The sequence below is a fragment of the Bariatricus sp. TF06-38A genome (assembly GCF_027690675.1).
Lineage (GTDB): Bacteria > Bacillota > Clostridia > Lachnospirales > Lachnospiraceae > Allocoprococcus > Allocoprococcus comes.
On sequence record NZ_JAQFCE010000001.1, the window covers coordinates 446,355 to 465,154 of the forward strand.

Here is an 18,800-nt window from a genome sequence, read left to right on the forward strand (position 1 = left end):
AATTAAATATTTGGCTAAATTCCAAATTTGTTTTTCATTGTACTCTTGAAACCGGCTTTGTCAAGAGTGGAACCAAGAATGATAAAGATCACAGCACTTCCGCCTGACTGGGCAAGGGTTCCTACAATCGAAGGAATCAGTGCACCCCAGGTTCCGAACAGGATTACATCTGTGATATAATATCCAATAAAGGAAATTACAGCGGAAACAATAACGCCGACACAGTTGTGTACATTCACGATCTTGTCCTTTTTACATGTGATCGGAAGGGAGATCAGCATCTTGATGATGAAGGTTGCAGGTGCATATACCGGGGCAGTCAGGATATCTGCCATGGCACCACCGATTGCACCAGCAAACATGGCATATGGTGTTGGGAGGAATGCAGCGGCAAGATAGATCAGAGAATCTCCGATGTGTACATATCCGCCATTTACACCAAATGGAATATGGAAAATATAAGCAGTTGTCACACAGATCAGTGCTGCAAAAAGAGCTGTTGAAGTCAGTCTGGAGACTTTCTGATGAGAAAGTGCATTTGCAGATGGTTCTGGATTGTTAATGATTGTAGATGACATGATAGTTACCTCCCTGGGTTTTATTTATTTTGTAAATGTCAGTCAAGCAGCATAGAAAGATGGGATTCAAAATTGATTCCATCATTGCGCGGAATCTGGTCGGCAACGGTGTCAATCAGAGATCTTTCGATAAACCGGCATGCTTTTTCCACGCCTGCAGCTGCACTTTTTCCCTGTACCATCGAGGCACATACGACAGCGGAGAGCAGGTCACCGGTGCCAGAATAGCTTCCTCCGTGAATTCCAGAGGAAATGACGCTTATCTGGTCGTTCTCGAGAACCAGATTGTAATATTTTACGGTATCATCAGAAGGAGCCTGATAAAGAATACCGGTGACGATGATCGTCTGGATCTGCGTTTCTTTCAAAGGAGCGGCAATCCGGGCAATCCGGTCCAGATAATCCGGTTCGTCCTTATACTTGGTAAGCCCTGCAAAATCAGAGTGTGTTAAAAGACACAGCTCGGTAAGATTTGGCGTGATCACATCGGCATGGGATACAAGTTTCTGCATCTGCTGTTGGAGTCTGGGAGTGAAAATGTCATATTTGACACCGGAATCTCCCATGACCGGATCGACAAAGAGCAGAGTGGAAGGGGTTCTGAACTTCTCACAGAAATTCAGGATTTTTTCCGCCTGATCTGCGCTGCCGAGATATCCGGTACTGATTGCATCCAGGGTAAGACCACGTTTTTGCCATTCTTCTGTGTAATGATCGATCTTGTCGGTAAAGTCCGTACAGTAATAGCTGTCGTAGCCGGTCTGATTGGTTAAAACTGCCGTTGGCAGAGGACAGGCCTGCACACCCATGACGGAAAGAACCGGTATCGCAGCTGTCAGAGAGCATTTACCAAGACCGGACAGATCATTGATAACAGCGACTCGTTTTATCATTGAAGTATCCTTTCCGAAATACAAAGTGAAAAATTCTTGCATTTCTTATGTGTTTTATATAGAATAAAATAAAAGTGTCATTTGTAAAATATACAAAAAGAAATATTTTTTAGAGGTCAGTTATGAGAGTGGAATTACAGAATGAGGAACACTGCCGGTATCTGAGAGTGTATCATTATTACAGAAATCTGATTCTATCCGGGCAGATGAAGTCAGAGACAAAGCTTCCATCGATCCGTAAAGGTGCAAACGAGCTGCAGATGAGCCGGACGACGATGGAGAATGCGTATATGCTTCTGGCAGCAGAAGGTTATATTGTGTCCAGACCGCAGAGTGGATATTATGTGACGGATATTGCCGAGAAGCAGGAAGAGGGCAGAAAGATTGCAAGCCGGCATGTAAGGAAGCAGGAGAATCCGGTTGTCTATGATTTTGCAACATCAAATGTAGATAAAGAGAGTTTCCGGTTTGAATTATGGCGGAGATATATGAAGAGCGCAATGCGTCAGGATGAGAGACTGCTTTCTTATGGAGAACCGCAGGGGGAACAGGAATTCAGGGAAGTACTGTCTGAATATATTCAGAAGACCAGAAGTGTGATCTGCAGCCCGGATCAGATCGTGATCGGTGCCGGTATACAGAGTCTTCTGCATATTCTGTGTCCACTGAATCATAAAAAGAGAACCGTATTTTTCAGGGACAGTGAGTTTGTACAGGGAATGACGGTTTTTGAAGATCATAACTACCGGATTGTAGGAAGTGCGGAAGAAGAGATTGGAATGTATTACGTGTCACCATCACAGATGACAAGATTTGGTGGGGTGATGCCGATCCAGGAAAGACTGGAACTGGTCGGACGCGCCGAGAAAGAGCATTTTCTGATCATTGAAGATGACTATAACAGTGAGTTCAAATATTTTCAGAAACCGGTTCCGTCCCTGCAGGGACTTTCGGGAGGAAGGAATGTCATTTATCTGGGAACATTTTCCAAAATGCTGCTTCCGTCTATTAGGATCAGTTATATGATACTGCCGCCGGAACTGATGGAAACTTACGAAAAAAGAAAAAATAATTACAATCAGACTGCATCCAAGGCCGAGCAGATCGCACTGACACAGTTTATCCGTGACGGACATCTGGCGAGTCAGGTCCGTAAATCCAGGAAGATCCATCTGGCAAAGGCAGAAAAGCTTGCGGAGAGTATCCACAAGGTATTTGGGGATACAGTAAATGTAAAGATCGGGGAAGCCGGTTTTATGGTTCAAATTATATTTTCAAATGGAACAGATGTTAAGAAAGTGGCAAAAGCAGCCCGAAAAGAAGGTCTTACATTCCGGGAAGCCGAAGGACATACGCTGTTACTGACCTGCGCAGGTGTAGAGTCGGACAAATACGAAGAAGCTATGCAGATCCTTGCAAAATGCGTTATAATAGATAATATGAAGTGACCTCACATTTGTAGCAATGTGGATTTACCTGTATACTAGAATTTGATAAGAACAAAGGTAACAAGGATTACCGCATACAAAAGGAGATCACTCATATGAAAAGAATACTAAAAATTGGCATGAATATCCATACCACAAATTACACATTATGCGCAATGGAACCAATAATCGGTGAGGCTGACAGTGTATTTGAAACAATCAAGGTAACATCGGATTATAAAAATATCCTGCTGTTTATTGAAAATATGAAAATGAAACTTGGGTTGAATGATGAATACGATATTCAGTGTGGATATGAGGCGGGCTGTCTTGGATATTCACTCTATAACTAGCTAACAGCCGCAGGAGTAAAATGTGTGATACTTGCACCAAAAACCATGCTTACACCGCAAAGTGTAAGAATAAAGACAGATATGCGGGATGCATATATGATCACCCAATGTTTGTCATATGGTGGTTATCATGCTGTTTATATTCCGACAGGAGAAAGAAAGGGGGAAAGGATGGAAGGTTCACATGAACTGGTTCTGCCAAATGAGGATCTTTCTTTTCGAATGTTTTTGTTTGAAGGGAAAGATGGAAATTATGTCAGGGAAAAGCACTGGCACCGGTCAATCGAGATGTTTGTTGTGCTGGAAGGCAAACTGGATTTTTATATCAATGAAGAAGACATCCATCTGGATAAGAAAACCTTTGTGATCGTTAATTCCAATGAACTGCATTCGATTTCGGCGTCACTTCCGAATAAGACCATTGTACTTCAGATGCCGCTTCAGACATTTGAACGGTATTATACGGATGAGCAGTTTATCTGTTTTACCCACAGGGAAAGAGTACAGGATGAGCAGCTAGTAGAATTGGTGGAGAAGATGTATGCGACATATCAGGAAAAAGAGATAGGATATGAGCTGCAAGTACAGAGTTATTTTTACAGATTGCTATATCTGATGGTGACGAAGTATCGGAAGATGAATGTCAGTGAAGAAATTGTGCGTGAACATAGGAACAGGAATCGGCTTTCTTCTATTACCGGTTACATAAAAGAAAATTTCAAAGAAGATCTTTCACTTGAAGGAGTGGCGCAGAGTTTCGGTTATTCACCCACGTATTTGTCTCGGATGTTTCGGAAATATGCGAAGATCAATTATAAAGAATATGTACAGGGCATTCGTCTGGAATATGCATACCGGGAGCTTACCGGAAGTGATGCATTGGTAGAAGAGATCGCAGAGCATAATGGATTTGCAGATGGAAGGGCATTTGCAAAAGCATTTCAGAAAAAATACGGAGTAAGACCCAGTGAGTTTCGTCGGAGACAGAAATCAGAGGATCAGAAAATGAGTTAGAAAAAGTTGACAAAGACAAGAAAGTGCAGTTAACAGGCTAAGTATTCGGTAGCAGGTACTGAACACGCCTGTTAAAATAAAAAGAAAGAAGGAAGAAACACAATGAAAATCAAAAATGTAACAGATCCAGAATTCAGACGTTATGGACGTATCGTTGATGGCTATGATTTTACAGAAATGATCAAGGTAATGGAGCAGACACCACTTCCGGAGGAGGTTATTTATGTGCCATCGGATAACAAACTGGAGAAGACAGAACCTGCAATTGATCTGAAGATGAGAATTTTTGGAGAACTTCCAATACAGATCGGATATTGTAATGGTCATAACAGCAAGCTGAATGCGTTGGAATATCACAGAAGTTCAGAAGTGAATGTTGCAGTTACAGATATCATTTTACTTCTTGGATCAGAGCAGGATATTGCATCTGATTTTACCTATGAGACATCAAAGGTAGAGGCTTTTCTTGTTCCGGCAGGAACAGGAATTGAAATTTATGGAACAACCCTTCACTATGCACCATGTGGAGTGGATGGAAATGGATTCAAAGCAATCGTTGTTCTTCCACAGGGAACAAACACAGATCTGATGACCTGTCATACAAAATCTTATGATGACAAGCTTTTGACAGCAAAAAACAAATGGCTTATTGCTCACGAAGAAGCAGGTATTGAAGGTGCGGTATGTGGTCTTAAAGGAGAGAACATCGATCTTGCAAAATAAGCGGACGAAAGTCCTTGTTTAGGAGGAAAAGATCATGAATAACATGCCAGAAGTTAAAATTGGAGTTGTTGCGGTAAGCCGTGACTGTTTCCCGGAAAGCCTTTCTGTATCAAGAAGAGAAGCACTTATGAAGGCTTACAAAGAAAAATACGGAGAAAAACACATTTATGAATGTCCGATCTGTATCGTGGAAAGCGAAATCCATATGGTACAGGCTCTGGAAGATATTAAGAAAGCCGGATGTAATGCACTGGTTGTATATCTTGGAAACTTCGGACCGGAGATCTCAGAGACGCTTCTTGCAAAACACTTCGATGGACCAAAGATGTTCGTTGCAGCAGCAGAAGAGAGCGGCAATAACCTGATTCAGGGACGTGGAGATGCATACTGCGGTATGTTAAATGCAAGCTACAACTTAAAGCTTCGTAATGTCAAAGCATACATTCCGGAATATCCGGTTGGAACAGCAGAAGAATGCGCAGATATGATCCATGAATTTGAACCGATCGCAAGAGCAGTCATCGGACTTAACAATTTGAAGATTATCAGCTTTGGACCAAGACCGCTGAATTTCCTTGCATGTAATGCACCGATCAAACAACTTTACAATATCGGCGTAGAGATTGAAGAAAACTCAGAACTTGACCTGTTTGAAGCATTTAACAAACATGCCGGAGATGAAAGAATTCCGGCAATTGTAAAAGAGATGGAAGAAGAACTTGGAGCCGGTAACAAGAAACCGGAAATCCTTTCAAAACTTGCTCAGTATGAACTGACACTTAAAGACTGGGTAGAAGAACACAGAGGATACCGCAAATACGTTGCAATCGCAGGAAAATGCTGGCCGGCATTCCAGACACAGTTCGGATTCGTACCATGCTATGTCAACAGCCGTCTGACTGCACAGGGCATCCCGGTATCCTGCGAAGTAGATATCTACGGAGCACTTAGCGAATTTATCGGAACTGTTGTAAGTGAAGATACCGTAACACTCCTTGATATCAACAACTCCGTACCGGCTGACCTTTACGAAGAAGACATTAAAGGCAAATTTGATTACACACTGAAAGATACATTCATGGGATTCCACTGTGGAAATACCGCATCATCCAAACTTTCATTCTGTGAAATGAAATACCAGATGATCATGGCAAGATCCCTTCCGATCGAGGTAACACAGGGAACACTCGAAGGCGACATCAAACCAGGGGATATCACATTCTTCCGTCTGCAGAGCACATCAGACAACGTACTGAGAGCTTACATCGCACACGGTGAAGTCCTTCCGGTGGCAACACGTTCCTTCGGAGCAATCGGAATCTTTGCAATTCCGGAAATGGGCAGATTCTATCGTCATGTACTGATCGAAAAGAACTTCCCGCATCACGGAGCCGTAGCATTCGGACATTACGGAAAAGCACTTTACGAAGTATTCAAATACATCGGAGTACCGGTAGACGAAATCGGCTACAACCAGCCAAAAGGTGTACGTTACCCAACAGAAAATCCTTGGGGCTAATTAAAACTATACACAATCATATAAGGGGCGGCTGAATGAACCCGCCCCTTTATAGTACAAAGAAACACGAATTAAAAACAGGATTTATGTTTCAAGCAGGCGGTTCAATGTCTTGAGGACCAGATTATAGAAAATAAATATGGCAGATTCCATTTGAGGCAATGAAGATGAGACTCAGAAATTGTGGAAGCCATTGCTGACACAATTTCCGCCCTAAGAGGCTCATCGGAATGCTTTGCCGATTGGAAGATGCAATATTTATTTTCTATAATCTGGTCACAATCCCTCGAATCCGTCAGGTTGATATAAAAACCCTAACAAGGAGGAACATTATGCTCTATATAGGCGTAGACCTTGGAACATCCGCAGTAAAACTTCTGTTAATGGATGAAAAAGGCGACATCAAAAAAATTGTTTCAAAAGAATACCCATTATACTTCCCACATCCGGGCTGGTCAGAACAGCATCCGGAAGACTGGTTTACCCAGTCCGTAGAAGGCATCAAAGAACTGACTTCTGAGTGTGATAAGAGCCAGGTTGCAGGAATCAGCTTTGGTGGACAGATGCACGGACTGGTCATTCTGGATAAAGACGACCAGGTCATCCGCCCGGCAATTCTCTGGAACGATGGACGTACCACAGAAGAGACGGATTATCTGAATAACGAGATCGGAAAAGAAACGCTTTCTAAATACACAGCAAACATTGCATTTACTGGATTTACCGCACCAAAGATCCTGTGGGTAAAGAAAAATGAGCCGGAGAATTTTGCAAAGATCACAAAAATCATGCTTCCAAAAGATTATCTGGCATACTGCCTGTCAGGAAGCTTCTGCTCTGATTATTCGGATGCATCCGGCATGCTTCTGATGGATGTAGAACACAAATGCTGGTCCAAAGAAATGATGGACATCTGCGGCGTAACAGAAGAACAGCTTCCGAAACTTTATGAAAGTTACGAAGTCGTAGGAAGTCTGAAGCCGGAAGTAGCAGCAGAACTCGGACTTTCTGAAAATGTAAAAATTATTGCAGGAGCAGGCGATAATGCAGCGGCAGCTGTCGGAACAGGAACAGTTGGTGACGGAAGATGTAACATTTCCCTTGGAACATCCGGAACCATCTTTATTTCCAGTGCAAACTTCGGCGTAGATAAGAACAATGCCCTGCATTCTTTTGCACATGCAGACGGTCATTATCATCTGATGGGATGCATGTTAAGTGCTGCATCCTGCAATAAATGGTGGGCAGAAGAGATTCTTCACACGGATGATTTTGCAGCAGAGCAGAAAGATATCACAAAGCTTGGTGAGAACCATGTGTTCTATCTTCCATATCTGATGGGAGAGCGTTCACCGCACAATGATCCATATGCAAGAGCTACCTTTACCGGTATGACGATGGATACCACAAGAGCAGATATGATGCAGGCAGTACTGGAAGGAGTTGTATTTGCACTCCGTGATTCCCTTGAAGTTGCAAAAAGCCTTGGAATCAAGATTGAACGTACCAAGATCTGCGGTGGTGGAGCAAAGAGTCCTCTTTGGAGAAAGATGATCGCCAATATCATGAACCTGAAAGTGGATATCATCGAGAGCGAAGAAGGACCGGCACTTGGAGGTGCAATCCTTGCAGCAGTCGGATGCGGCGAATACGAAAGCGTAGAAGCAGCAGCTGACAAGCTGGTTAAGATTGTAGATACCGTAGAACCGGAAGCAGAACTGGTTGAAAAATACGAAAAGAGATATCAGGAGTTCCGTCAGATCTACCCGGCACTCAAACCGGTATTTCCGCATATTCAGTAATTGAATATAAGATTTTTATGGCGTCAGTCACATTGAATCTTCTTCTTTGCAGTCCCCGTTGACAGTGAAAGTTAAAACCCGTATAATGAATTATAAGATTGACATGATGTGGAGGGCTTGATTCTATGATTATTGCAAAGAATGATGAAGATAAAAGAAGCCGTGTGTGGAACTATGTGACAGGAATTACGACCGTTCTGATCATTATCGTGGCTGGATATTTCATTTACCAGGGATTTTTCGGAAATCCGCTGGAAGGAAAGTGGAAGCATGATGAGAGTGATATGATACTGGAAGTAGATGACCATAATGAAGCAGAGCTTGACTGGAAGAACCTGATCGATGGTAAGGATGTGGAGGTGGAACTTGGATATACACTGGATATCAAGGCAAAGCAGATTACATTTACTGTAAAGCAGGAAGAGCTGGATGAGACAGCGAAAGAACTTGGTGATAATGTAACTGCATCGGAAGTAGAGCAGGCGATCAATTCTGTACTCACTACATTCAATTACAGTGTGGACGGAACCGAGCTTACACTTACCGAGTGGGATTATGGGGACCAGATGATTTTTGAAAAAGCAGACAAATAAAGAGAACCCTCTCTCTGTGGGCACGAAAGTCCGCAGGCAGAGGGTTTTGTGTGAGAACAGGAGGTTAAAAGCAGATGACAAGGAAGGAGACAAAAGTAATAAATATCGGAGGAAGAAAGATCGGTGGAGGCAATCCGGTAGCGATCCAGTCCATGACAAATACAAAGACAGAGGACGTGGAATCTACAGTTGCACAGATTCTTGCTCTGGAAAAGGCAGGATGCGAGATTATCCGCTGTGCAGTTCCGAATATGGAAGCAGCACAGGCTTTACAAGAGATTAAGAAACAGATTCATATTCCACTGGTTGCAGATATACATTTTGATTATCGTCTTGCGATCGCTGCAATTGAAAACGGTGCAGATAAAATCCGTATCAATCCGGGGAATATCGGAAGTGAGGACAGAGTCCGTGCGGTTGTGGAGAAAGCAAAAGAATACGAGATTCCGATCCGTGTCGGGGTGAACAGTGGTTCGCTGGAGAAGAACCTTCTGGAAAAATATGGTGGTGTGACTGCAGAGGGAATCGTGGAAAGTGCACTTGACAAGGTACACATGATCGAGAACATGGGCTATGACAATCTGGTGGTCAGTATTAAGTCCTCAGATGTCATGATGTGTGTAAAAGCGCATGAGCTGATCGCAAAGAAATGCCCGTATCCGTTGCATGTGGGAATCACCGAGTCCGGGACGCTGCTTTCAGGCAATATTAAATCTTCAGTAGGACTTGGAATCATCCTTTATCAGGGAATCGGAGATACGATTCGTGTATCGCTGACAGGGGATCCATTAGAAGAGATCAAGAGTGCAAAACTGATCCTGAAAGCACTGGGACTTAGAAAAGGAGGAATTGAAGTTGTATCCTGCCCGACCTGTGGACGTACCAAGATTGATCTGATCGGACTTGCCAATAAAGTAGAGACGATGGTTGCTGAATATCCACTTGATATCAAGGTTGCAGTGATGGGATGCGTGGTAAATGGTCCTGGAGAAGCAAGAGAGGCTGATCTTGGAATCGCAGGGGGAATTGGGGAAGGACTTCTGATCAAAAAAGGAGAGATCATCCGCAAGGTAAAAGAGGATGAACTTTTAGATGCACTTCGTAATGAACTGGAACATTGGGGCGAATAGAAGATGACAAAGCTATTTTTTGATGTGTTTCCAACATTGAATATCGATAACGACAGCCATATGCTGTTTGAAAAGGTGGAGGTGACGAAAATCACCTCCACTTCAGCCAGAAATCATATCAAGGTTTATATTTACAGTACCCATCTGATCCCGAAGAAGACGGTATGTTATGTGGAGAACCAGATTGAGGAACAGCTGTTTTCGCAGGGAAATATTCCGGTGACGATCATCGAGGAATACCGGCTTTCCGAGCAGTATACGCCGGAGAACCTGATGCATGCCTACAAGGAGAGTATTCTTTTTGAGCTGGAGCAGAAAAGTGTGCTGGAGAAAAATATGTTCCAGAAGGCAAAGTGCCGCTTCGAAGGGGAGCGTACTATGTGTCTGACTATGGCGGACACGATTGTTGCAGAGGGAAAGACCAGCGAGATCACCAGCTATCTGAAGGATGTCTTTGAGAACCGTTTCCACGTGCCGGTGGATGTAGAAATTGATTATGAAGAAGTAGGAGAGAGCAAATACAAGAAATTCAATGAAATGCAGCTTCAGCAGGAAGTAGATGCGATCAGGGAAAGGAATCAGAAGCTGCAGGCACAGCATGCCACGGAAGAGGCGGCAAAAGCAAAAGAAACGGAAGGCATATCAAAGAAGAAAGCGGAAAAAGCAGAAGATGCCGCTAAAGAAGCAGATGCATCAAGTACGCAGAATAAACAGGAACAGAAGAAAACGGAGACTCCGAAAAAGCAGGAATTTGCAGGAAAGTCCAGTGGGTTCAAAAGTGGCAAGGGAAGCTTTGTGCGTCGGGATTATCCGCTCAAGCGCTCTGATGACCCGAACGTAATCTATGGACGGGACTTTGACGATATGCCGATCGAGCTGAAGACAGTTACCGGAGAGATGGGTGAGATTACTTTCCGGGGACAGGTGATCAGCTTTGATACCCGTGAGATCCGGAACGAAAAGACAATCGTCATGTTTGCCGTGACCGACTTTACCGACACGATCATGGTCAAGATGTTTACCCGCAATGACCAGCTCCCGGATCTGCTTGCGGAGATTAAAAAAGGTGTATTTCTGAAAATCAAAGGAGTTACGACGATTGATAAATTTGATGGAGAGCTGACCATTGGTTCTGTAACCGGAATCCGCAAAACTTCGGATTTCCGTGTAACAAGAAAAGACAAGTATCCGGAAAAACGCGTGGAGCTTCACTGCCATACCAAGATGAGCGATATGGATGGTGTTTCCGAGGCAAAAGATCTGGTAAAGCGAGCACATGACTGGGGGCACCCGGCGATTGCGATCACCGATCATGGTGTGGTGCAGGGGTTTACCGATGCCAATCATGTGATCGAGGATCTGGATAAGGATGATCCATTTAAAGTTATTTATGGAGTGGAAGGATATCTGGTAGATGATCTGACTAAGATCGCAGAGAACGAAAAAGGACAGGACCTGGAAGGCACTTACGTGGTATTCGATATCGAGACAACCGGTTTTTCCGCTGTGACTGATCGGATCATCGAGATTGGCGCGGTAAAAGTGGAAGACGGTAAGATTACAGATAAGTTCAGTACCTTTGTCAATCCGAAACGTCCGATCCCGTTCCGTATCACGGAACTTACCGGCATCACCGATGAGATGGTCATCGATTCGCCGGATATTGAGACGATCTTGCCGCAGTTTATAGAATTTATTGGCGATGCGGTTCTGGTGGCGCATAATGCTTCTTTTGATGTGGGATTTATCGAGCAGAACTGCAAAAGGCAGAAGATTGAGGCTGATTTTACTTATGTAGATACCGTTGCACTTGCCCGTGTCCTTCTTCCGGCACTGAACCGTTTCAAGCTGGATACCGTTGCAAAAGCTTTAAATATTTCCCTGGAGAATCATCACCGCGCAGTTGATGATGCAGGCTGCACGGCAGAAATCTTTGTGAAATTTGTGCAGATGCTTAAAGAACGGGAACTGACAACGCTTGCAAAAGTTAATGAATTTGGGGATCTGAACCCGGATTCTATTAAAAAGCTTCCGACTTATCATGTCATTATTCTTGCAAGAAATGACATTGGTCGTGTGAATTTGTATCAGCTTGTTTCTGCATCCCATCTGGTTTACTATAATCGCAGACCCCGTATCCCGAAAAGTGTGCTAAATGAGCACCGGGAAGGTCTGATCGTGGGAAGTGCCTGCGAAGCAGGAGAGCTTTACCGTGCACTTCTGGATGGAAAGCCGGATGAGACGATCGCGAAGATCGTGGATTTTTATGACTATCTGGAAATCCAGCCGCTTGGAAACAATGCATTTATGGTAGAGAGTGACAAAGTAACTTCGGTCAATTCTATGGAAGATATCATGGATCTGAACCGGAAGATCGTGCATCTTGGGGAGCAGTTCCACAAACCGGTCGTGGGAACCTGTGACGTACATTTCATGGATCCGGAAGATGAGGTATACCGCCGGATCATCATGGCAGGAAAAGGATTTGGAGATGCCGATAAGCAGGCACCACTATACCTTCGTACAACGGAGGAAATGCTGGATGAATTTGCCTACCTTGGTTCGGAAAAAGCGTATGAAGTTGTGATCAGGAACACCAATCTGATCGCGGATATGATCGAGAAGATTTCTCCGGTCCGCCCGGATAAGTGTCCTCCGGTTATTGAGAATTCCGACCAGATGCTGCGAGATATCTGTTATAATAAAGCCCATTCTATGTACGGGGATCCCCTTCCGGAGATCGTACATGAACGACTGGAAAGAGAACTGAATTCCATCATTTCCAATGGATTTGCGGTTATGTATATCATTGCGCAGAAGCTGGTATGGAAATCCAACGAGGATGGTTACCTGGTAGGATCCCGTGGTTCGGTAGGATCTTCATTCGTTGCAACTATGGCAGGAATCACGGAGGTCAATCCTCTGGTTCCACATTACTATTGCAGCAATTGTCACTATAGTGATTTTGATTCGGAAGAAGTGAAAAAATATGTGGGTGGCTGTGGACACGATATGCCGGATAAGAACTGTCCGGTTTGTGGACAGAAGCTGGTCAAAGATGGATTTGACATTCCATTTGAGACTTTCCTTGGATTCAAGGGAAACAAAGAGCCGGATATCGACCTGAACTTCTCCGGAGATTACCAGAGTAAAGCGCATAAGTATACGGAGGTTATTTTCGGAAAAGGTCAGACCTTCCGTGCCGGAACCATTGCCGCACTTGCAGAAAAGACGGCTTATGGATATGTGAAGAATTATTATGAGGAGCGTGGTGACCGTAAGCGAAACTGCGAGATCGATCGTATCGTAGCTGGCTGTACCGGAATCCGCCGAAGTACCGGACAGCATCCGGGGGGAATCGTAGTTCTTCCGCATGGAGAGGACATTAACTCTTTCACTCCAATCCAGCATCCGGCAAATGATATGACGACCGATATTATCACCACTCATTTTGATTATCATTCCATCGACCACAACCTTTTGAAACTGGATATTCTCGGACACGATGATCCGACCATGATCAAAACGCTGGAAGAGCTGATCAATTCCGATGCGATGGACAATAAATACGATGGAGTGAATAATGTATTTAAAGCGACTGATATTCCCTTGGATGATCCAGGTGTAATGGGACTTTTTGCAGGAACAGAGGTGCTCGGTATCACACCGGAGGACATTGACGGATGTCCGCTTGGTTGTCTGGGAGTCCCGGAGTTTGGTACAGATTTTGTTATCCAGATGGTAATTGATACCAAGCCAAAGACGCTTTCGGACCTGATCCGTATTTCAGGTCTGTCTCATGGAACAGATGTGTGGCTGAACAATGCACAGACCCTGATTGAAGAAGGAAAGGCAACCATTTCCACGGCAATCTGTACCCGTGATGATATCATGACTTATCTGATCAACAAAGGTGTTGAAAGTGAAGAATCCTTTACAATCATGGAACGTGTGCGTAAAGGAACCGTCGCAAAAGGAAAATGTAAAGAGTGGTCACAGTTTAAAAAAGATATGCTGGAGCATGACGTGCCGGAATGGTATATCTGGTCCTGTGAGCGGATCAAATACATGTTCCCGAAAGCCCATGCTGCAGCTTATGTCATGATGGCATACCGGATTGCCTACTGCAAGATCAATTATCCGCTTGCCTATTATGCGGCATACTTCGGAATCCGTGCATCTGCATTCTCTTACGAACTGATGGGACAGGGAAAAGAAAAACTTCTCTACCATATGAAAGAATATAAAAGAAAAGCAGAACTCAATCAGCTCAGTAAAAAAGATCAGGATACCTTAAAAGATATGAAAAATGTACTGGAAATGTATGCCAGAGGATTTGATTTTTTACCGATCGATATCTACAAATCCAAAGCATCCAAGTTCCAGATCGTCGGCGACAAGCTCCTTCCACCGTTCAACACCATTGACGGCATGGGCGATAAAGCCGCCGAGGCCATGGAAATTGCCGCTAAAGACGGACCATACCTCTCTAAAGACGATTTCCGTCAGAGAACAAAAGTCAGCAAGACATTGGTTGACTTGATGGCAGATATGGGTTTGCTGGGCGACCTCCCGGAGACCAATCAGTTATCCCTGTTTGATTTTGCCTAAATAAAAAGTCAAAGTACTTAAAGATAAGTTATCATTCGATATAACTTAAAAAAGTGCTTTGGCTTTTTTGCATATAAGAGAAAAGTATAAATTTGCATTTGGTTAGGTTAAACAAAGCCTTTTGCTGCATTTTGCCAGTAACGTAGAAGCCAGAGTTCCGTTCCGACTATATCCATTTCCAATTCCGTTGAGTGCAATGGAGATGAAACACAAGTCGGAACTCTGGCACCACCGATTCCACACCCATAAAAATGCACAAAATCACCCCTATTTTTTTGGTAGTTATTTATGGTTGAAAATGATTGACTTTGACTGAAAAAGACGATATATTAGACCTAAAGATGAACGAAAAAGAAAACAAATGATTGAAAATGACTGAAATATAAAATACAATTGAATAAATCAGTCATAACCAGTCGAAATGGAGGTGAGATAAGTGCTTGCAGAAGAAAGATTCAGTGAAATTCTGAAATTAGTGAATGAACACAAGACAATCACTGTTCAGGAACTGACCGAGCTTCTGGATATGTCAGAGTCAACGATACGAAGAGATCTGACAACACTTCATAAAAAAGGAAAGCTGATCAAGGTACATGGTGGTGCAACCGCAGTCAATATGGCGCAGTACACCAGAGACGAATCTGTTGCAGTCAGACAGGATCTGAACATTGATGAAAAGGTGCAGATCGGAAAGTATGCATCATCTCTGATTGAAAAAGATGATTTCGTCTATATCGATGCAGGGACAACCACTGATTTTCTGATTGATTTCCTGACAGAGCAGGACGCTGTGTATGTGACAAACGGAATCATGCATGCGAAGAAGCTGACACAGAAAGGATGTATAGTTTATCTGATCGGTGGGGAATTAAAAGAAGCAACGCTGGCACTGGTCGGAGAGGAAGCAATGAAAACCCTGGGAAGATACCATTTCACAAAAGGATTCTTCGGAACCAATGGGATTCATATAGAGAGTGGATGCACCACACCGGATATCCGGGAGGCTGCGATCAAAGAGATGGCGATCTTAAGAAGCGCAAAGGCTTACATCCTTGCAGATTCAACCAAATTCGGTCAGGTAGCACCGGTAACATTTTCAGAACTGGATGCAGTGGACATCATTACAACAAAGCTTAAGGATGCTACATTTAACAAATATAAAAATATTGTGGAGGTTGCAAAATAATGATTTACACAGTGACATTTAACCCGTCTTTGGACTATGTGGTACAGGCAGATCAGCTGATCCCGGGAGAGATCAACCGGACAACAAGCGAACATATCTATCCGGGAGGAAAAGGAAACAACGTATCTGTGATCCTTTCCAATCTGGGACTTAAGAGCAAAGCGCTTGGATTCAAGGCAGGATTTACCGGAGATGTACTGGAAAAGATGCTGGAAGAGTTCGGATGTGAGACAGATTTTATCCCGTTAAAAGAAGGTAATAGCCGAATCAATGTAAAGATCAATGCAGGAACTGAGACTGAGATCAACGGACAGGGACCGGTTATCACAGAAGAAGCAATTCAGGCATTATATGAAAAGTTGGATAAGCTGGAAGAAGGCGATGTACTGATCCTTGCAGGAAGTATTCCGAATACTCTGCCGGAAGATATTTATGAGAGAATCCTGGAGAGACTTTCCGGAAAAGAAATCCGTTTTGTAGTGGATGCAACCAAGGATCTTCTTTTAAAAGTTATGAAATATCATCCGTTCCTGATCAAACCGAACAACCATGAGTTAGGTGAGATGTTTAACGTAGAACTGAAGAGAAAAGAAGACATCATCATTTATGCGAAGAAGTTACAGGCACTTGGAGCACAGCATGTACTGGTATCCATGGCAGGTGACGGAGCGATCCTTGTGACAAAGGATGGAAAAGTCTATGAGACCATGCCTCCGAAAGGAAAGGTTGTCAATTCTGTTGGCGCAGGTGATTCTATGGTGGCAGGATTTATTACCGGATATCTGAATACAAAAGATATGGGAAAAGCATTCCGCCTGGGTGTGGCGGCAGGAAGCGCTTCGGCATTCTGTTCGTGGCTTGCTACAAGAGATGAGATTGTTGCACTTCTTGGAGAACCGGCAGAAGTGTACCATATATAAAATCAAATGGGAGGAATGACAAGATGAAGATTACAGATTTACTCAAAAAGCAAAGTATTTGCCTCGATGGCAAGGCAGACTCCAAAGAGCAGGTCATCCGTGAAATGGTCGATCTGATGGCAGAAGGCGGGAACATCAATGACATTGACACCTATCGTGAAACCGTCTTCAAACGAGAAGAAGAAGGAACTACAGGAATTGGTGAAGGCATTGCAATCCCGCATGGCAAGACTGAAGCGGTAAGCGCACCGGGACTTGCAGCCATGGTACTTCCGGAGGGTGTAGATTACGATTCTCTGGACGGAGAACCGGCATACCTTATTTTCCTGATCGCAGCACCGAATTCAGAGGACAATGTACATCTGGAAGTACTCAGTCGTCTGTCCATGCTTCTGATGGATGAGGATTTCAGAAACAAGCTGCTTCATGCAAAGGATGTTGATGAATTTCTTGCTTATGTTGATGCAGCCGAGAAAGAAAAATTCCCGGAAGAAGCAGAAGAAAAAGCAGAAGCTCCGGCGGATGCATTTGCAAAACCGTATCAGATCCTCGCAGTTACCGCATGCCCGACCGGTATCGCCCATACTTACATGGCGGCGGAAGGTCTGGAAAAGAAAGCGAAAGAAATGGGAGTTACCATCAAGGTAGAAACAAACGGATCTGGTGGTGCCAAGAACGTACTGACACCGGAAGAAATCGCTGCCTGTGACTGTATCATCATTGCAGCCGACAAGGATGTCGCAATGGCAAGATTTGACGGCAAGCCACTGATCAGTACAAAGGTATCTGACGGAATCAACAAAGCACAGGAGCTGATCGAACGTGCCTTGAGTGGAAATGCTCCAGTTTATCACAGCAAGGGTGGAGCAACAGAAGAGGGTGGTGCGTCATCTGACGGAGATACCATCGGACGCAAGATTTATAAGAGCCTGATGAATGGAGTATCCCATATGCTTCCGTTCGTAATCGGCGGTGGAATCCTGATCGCACTTTCTTTTCTGGTTGACGGTGCAAATGCAGGTACAGCAGCATTTGGTAGTGGAACTCCACTTGCAAAATTCTTCAACACCGTTGGAAATACAGCGTTTGGGATGATGTTCCCGATCCTTGCCGGTTATATTGCAATGGCAATTGGTGACAGACCGGCATTGATGCCTGGTATTGTAGGCGGACTTCTTGCAAAAGCCGGAACTTCTGTATTCCTTGCAGAAGACGCATGGATTTCATCCGGATTCTTCGGTGCACTGATCGCCGGATTTGCAGCAGGATACCTGATGATCGGATTGAAGAAATTGTTTGACAAGCTTCCGAAAACTCTGGAAGGGACAAAACCGGTTCTTCTGTATCCATTCTTTGGGATCCTGATCATGGCAGCATTTATGATCTTTATCGTAAACCCACCGGTTGGAGCATTTAACACCTGGCTGAATAATGTCCTTTCCGGAATGGGAGAATCCAGCAAGATGCTTCTGGGAGCGGTTCTTGCAGGTATGATGTCCATTGATTTTGGCGGACCGTTCAACAAAGCGGCATATGTATTTGGAACGGCATCCATCGCAAGTGGACAGTTTGATATTATGGCATCTGTTATGATCGGAGGTATGGTTCCACCGATCGCAATCGCACTTGCCACCACATTTTTTAAAAACCGTTTCACAAAGAGCGAACAGCAGACAAGTATCACAAACTACATCATGGGACTTTCTTTTATCACAGAAGGAGCCATTCCATTTGCAGCATCTGATCCGCTTCGAATCATTCCGCCATGTATAGTTGGTTCTGCAATAGCAGGCGCATTATCCATGATGTTTGGATGCGGATCAAGAGCTCCGCATGGAGGAATTTTTGTCATCGGAATTATTGACAATCCATTGATGTTTTTGATAGCATTGGTTGTAGGAGCTGTCGTAGCAATGGCGGGAATTGTATTACTCAAAAAGCCATTGAAAGCAGAGCAGTAACTTATTAATTTTCTAAATATTTTTTAAAGAACAGGAGTGTTGAATCATGAAAGAATTTAAGTATGTAGTAACAGATGCACAGGGAATCCA

14 protein-coding genes are annotated in these 18,800 nt (G+C 43.8%); 12 read left to right on the forward strand and 2 right to left on the reverse strand.

The features are described 5' to 3' along the window. Positions 1-14: 14 nt before the first annotated feature. Both PG418_RS02125 and PG418_RS02130 read right to left on the reverse strand, forming a co-directional pair. A complete protein-coding gene (locus PG418_RS02125; RefSeq protein WP_195479325.1) occupies positions 15-578 on the reverse strand; it encodes a TIGR04002 family protein in 564 nt (187 codons plus the stop codon). Positions 579-616: 38 nt separating this feature from the next. Then, the gene (locus tag PG418_RS02130; RefSeq protein WP_181974582.1) at positions 617-1,471 is read right to left on the reverse strand and encodes a pyridoxamine kinase; all 855 of its coding nucleotides are present in this window, start codon (positions 1,469-1,471) and stop codon (positions 617-619) included. A 122-nt stretch (positions 1,472-1,593) separates the two neighbouring features. Here PG418_RS02130 and pdxR point away from each other — a divergent pair, with 122 nt between their 5' ends. The 12 genes from pdxR (at position 1,594) to PG418_RS02190 (ending at position 18,710) form a co-directional block, all read left to right on the forward strand. After that, positions 1,594-2,919, forward strand: coding sequence for a MocR-like pyridoxine biosynthesis transcription factor PdxR (pdxR, locus tag PG418_RS02135; RefSeq protein WP_195479323.1), 1,326 nt, complete (start codon positions 1,594-1,596; stop codon positions 2,917-2,919). A 95-nt stretch (positions 2,920-3,014) separates the two neighbouring features. After that, positions 3,015-3,251 (forward strand): hypothetical protein, encoded by a 237-nt coding sequence (locus tag PG418_RS02140; protein WP_008369532.1) that lies wholly within the window; start codon positions 3,015-3,017, stop codon positions 3,249-3,251. A 171-nt stretch (positions 3,252-3,422) separates the two neighbouring features. Then, the gene (locus tag PG418_RS02145) at positions 3,423-4,265 is read left to right on the forward strand and encodes an AraC family transcriptional regulator (RefSeq protein ID WP_173690686.1); all 843 of its coding nucleotides are present in this window, start codon (positions 3,423-3,425) and stop codon (positions 4,263-4,265) included. Between the two features lie 102 nt (positions 4,266-4,367). Next, entirely contained in the window at positions 4,368-4,988 is a 621-nt protein-coding gene (locus tag PG418_RS02150) for a DUF4867 family protein (RefSeq protein ID WP_022220942.1), read from the forward strand. A gap of 34 nt (positions 4,989-5,022) precedes the next feature. Then, complete coding sequence (locus PG418_RS02155) at positions 5,023-6,507, forward strand: L-fucose/L-arabinose isomerase family protein (RefSeq protein ID WP_173687113.1); 1,485 nt, start codon at positions 5,023-5,025, stop codon at positions 6,505-6,507. A 332-nt stretch (positions 6,508-6,839) separates the two neighbouring features. Continuing rightward, the gene (xylB, locus tag PG418_RS02160; RefSeq protein ID WP_022220940.1) at positions 6,840-8,309 is read left to right on the forward strand and encodes a xylulokinase; all 1,470 of its coding nucleotides are present in this window, start codon (positions 6,840-6,842) and stop codon (positions 8,307-8,309) included. 125 nt (positions 8,310-8,434) lie between these two features. Further along, positions 8,435-8,902, forward strand: coding sequence for a hypothetical protein (locus tag PG418_RS02165; protein ID WP_195254738.1), 468 nt, complete (start codon positions 8,435-8,437; stop codon positions 8,900-8,902). Between the two features lie 74 nt (positions 8,903-8,976). Beyond that, positions 8,977-10,032, forward strand: coding sequence for a flavodoxin-dependent (E)-4-hydroxy-3-methylbut-2-enyl-diphosphate synthase (ispG, locus tag PG418_RS02170; protein ID WP_008369525.1), 1,056 nt, complete (start codon positions 8,977-8,979; stop codon positions 10,030-10,032). A gap of 3 nt (positions 10,033-10,035) precedes the next feature. Continuing rightward, positions 10,036-14,643, forward strand: coding sequence for a PolC-type DNA polymerase III (locus tag PG418_RS02175; RefSeq protein WP_346997761.1), 4,608 nt, complete (start codon positions 10,036-10,038; stop codon positions 14,641-14,643). 436 nt (positions 14,644-15,079) lie between these two features. Further along, positions 15,080-15,829, forward strand: coding sequence for a DeoR/GlpR family DNA-binding transcription regulator (locus tag PG418_RS02180; protein ID WP_008369518.1), 750 nt, complete (start codon positions 15,080-15,082; stop codon positions 15,827-15,829). After that, positions 15,829-16,749: a 1-phosphofructokinase gene (gene pfkB, locus PG418_RS02185; protein WP_195254736.1), complete on the forward strand. Its 921-nt coding sequence runs from the start codon at positions 15,829-15,831 to the stop codon at positions 16,747-16,749. Before PG418_RS02180 ends, pfkB begins: the two co-directional genes overlap by 1 nt. A 23-nt stretch (positions 16,750-16,772) precedes the next feature. Next, entirely contained in the window at positions 16,773-18,710 is a 1,938-nt protein-coding gene (locus PG418_RS02190) for a PTS fructose transporter subunit IIABC (protein WP_498836982.1), read from the forward strand. Positions 18,711-18,800: the final 90 nt, after the last annotated feature.